The organism is Butyricicoccus sp. OF10-2 (assembly GCF_003481925.1).
GTDB classification, from domain to species: Bacteria; Bacillota; Clostridia; order Oscillospirales; family Butyricicoccaceae; genus Agathobaculum; species Agathobaculum butyriciproducens.
Window position 1 is genome coordinate 1 of record NZ_QUMC01000053.1, and the last position, 2770, is coordinate 2770.

A 2770-nucleotide genomic window follows, 5' to 3' on the forward strand; every position below is an offset into this window, starting at 1 on the left:
CCCCTGCTGCGGTTGATGGATAACTCCCTTGCGGCAGTTACCCACAGCCGCAGCACCCCCTCACCATTCTCGCGGCGGCGAGCGCAGAGAGAAATCTTTTGAAGTCTATAACAGTAGACCCTTTGCGACGCGGACAGTCTACAATTTTGAACAATTACTTGTTTAAGTACAAAAGGACTTTTGTTGAAATTGACAAAGTAATAATTGACAGATACCAAGCAACTTAGTATAATTTAATTAACTAAAAACCCAAACTCTTGGGAGAATGGCAGAAATGGCAAAACAGAGGAAACTCTGCGGCGCAAAGCTATAGGGTCTAAACGATTGCTCTGCAATCGCATGACAGCCAGCTGCCTAACCAGTCCCCGCATTTTAAGAAACAGCGCAATACTGTGTGGACTACTATCCATGTGGTATTGCGCTCTTTTTACCTGTTTGGGCGCAAAAGAAAGGGAGCGATCGAAAAATGAAACGCACACGAATCAGCGTATTGCTTGTAATAGCCTTGCTGTTGCAGCTATACGCACCACTCACGGCAGGCGCAGCGGACTTTACGCCAAACCCACAGACGGAATATGCCAAACGGTTTATTGCCGCCTGTGATGGACAGACCTGGTTCATCAATGAGATTGAGCGTTTGCTGAACGCCCAGCAGCGCACACTGGATACCATCACCGGAGCGGAAGACCTTGTGGAGATCAAGAGCATTGGTCTAAAAGGTCAGAACATCACCGGACATATACCGGCTGCAATCGGGGAACTTAGTGAATTGCGGTATCTGTTCCTCTCGGATAATCATTTGAGCGGAGATATTCCGTCTGCGCTCTATACGCTCCCGAAACTGCAAAATGTAGACTTGGGCGGCAATGATTATGCAGGTGCGATTCCTTCCGAGTTTGGTACAATGCCCGCATTGAAAACGCTGGTTCTAAAAGATAACCAGTACACTGGTACGATACCGGACACGATTTTGAGCAATACCCAGATTGAGGTGCTGAACCTCATGGGAAATCAGTTGACCGGCGGTTTTCCTGCGGCAGTTGCCGGTATGAGCAGTCTGAAATACTTGAACCTTTCGGAAAATGCTATCGGCGGTACGATTCCCGACCTGTCCGCGCTGAATAACCTTATCTCGCTTTCGGCGTGGCAATGCGGATTGACCGGCACGATTCCCGAAACGCTGTACTCGCTTTCTGGTTTGCAGATTTTAGACTTGTCTGAAAACAAGCTGGAAGGCGAAATCTCTGCCGGTATTGCTAATCTGGCAGACCTGCAATATCTCGCGCTGGACACGAACCCTCTGCGCGGTGTCTTACCGGACGCATTTACGCAGACTGCGTTGACCGAGATTCATTTGGAAAACACTTATTTGCGCGGTTTTGTTCCTGCTACGCTCAAAGCACGGCATGACGCAGGTGCAAAGGTGTATCTGAACAATAACTACATGACCGGCGCTGTCTTAAAGGATATGCCGAACAACAGCGGCAACTTTACAGATGGTGCAGCAAGTGAACAGCATCAGCTTGCCGGCACTCGTTCCACGGTTACTGTCAGCAAGGACGGCACGGTAAATCTGTATGCGCTGCTGCTGAACAAGTCGCTGACTACCGGCAGCACGGCAAAGGTGCTGCTTAGACCGGACGAGTATGTTGTGACCCTCGATGATACCAAGGTGCAGGTTACTGCGGACAGCAGCGGTATCTATGTGAAGGCTTTGACGGATATTCCGCTGAATACGAATTTCAGTATCACAATCCAAATCAAGGACAACACCGGCTCTGAATATTCCAAGGTAAAGCTGACCCTCACTACTGATGTTACCAGCGGTGGCGGCGGTGGTATCGGCGGCGGTGGCGGCGGCACAACCGAAACGCCCAAGGCAGAACACAAGCTGTATATCAACGGCTTTACCGATGGTATGTTCCATGCCGAACGCAATATCACCCGCGAACAGACCGCGAAAATGCTGATTGACGCGCTGGAAAAGGAAACCGCCGAACCGGAGCAGTCCTCGTATACCGATGTTGCCAACAACCGCTGGTCGTATCGCTGGGTAGAAGCAGCGTCCAAGGAAGGCTACATGGTAGGCTATAACGGCGGCGTGTTCAAACCGGAATTTGCAATCACTCGTGCAGAGATGGCAACAGCCTTGTCGCGTATCGCAGCGAAGGAAGGCTTGATTATGAACGGCAGTACCAAGACCTTCTCTGATGTGGCAGACGGCAAATGGTACAGCAGCTATATTCGTCAAGCGGTGCAGTACGGCTTAATCAGCGGCTATACGGACGGCACCTTCCGACCGGAGCAGTACATCACCCGCGCTGAAACCGTAACGATGATAAATCGTATGCTCGGCAGAAACTACGAAACGGCCGCCGAACTGCACAGCATGGCTTGTCCGTTCCCCGATGTCAGCCAGAGCAACTGGGCATATGGCAATATCATGGAAGCAGCTATCACGCACAAGCACTGATAGAAAGAATTAGAAACGGAAGAACTCCTGAACAGGTGGAGGTAAACTTATGAAGAAAGCATTAGTCCGCAGAGTGGTTTCTCTGTTCCTGTGCTTCTGCATGGTGATTGGATTCGTGCCAATCATTGACGCGCAGGCAGCAGAAATCAAGGGCGGCACATTCGACCCGCATACCGGTTATCTGGAACTGGAATTTGGGTATCAGCTTACGCAGTATGTGAATATCAATGTCTATGTCCGCAGTCCTTCGGACGATGGATTGAAGAAAGAATTTGTCGGCTCGATTGTAGAGAATTA

The 2770-nt window shown here is 50.1% G+C and carries 2 protein-coding genes and 1 riboswitch; both genes read left to right on the forward strand.

Annotation, left to right across the window (positions count from 1 at the left end; genetic code table 11):
• The first annotated feature begins 266 nt into the window (after window positions 1-266).
• Window positions 267-358, forward strand: a riboswitch (cyclic di-GMP riboswitch).
• A 108-nt stretch (window positions 359-466) separates the two neighbouring features.
• A complete protein-coding gene (locus DXB00_RS15930) occupies window positions 467-2473 on the forward strand; it encodes an S-layer homology domain-containing protein (protein ID WP_119215180.1) in 2007 nt (668 codons plus the stop codon).
• A 49-nt stretch (window positions 2474-2522) separates the two neighbouring features.
• The coding region (locus tag DXB00_RS16535) for a hypothetical protein (protein WP_158581341.1) at window positions 2523-2770 on the forward strand (248 nt) is incomplete at its 3' end.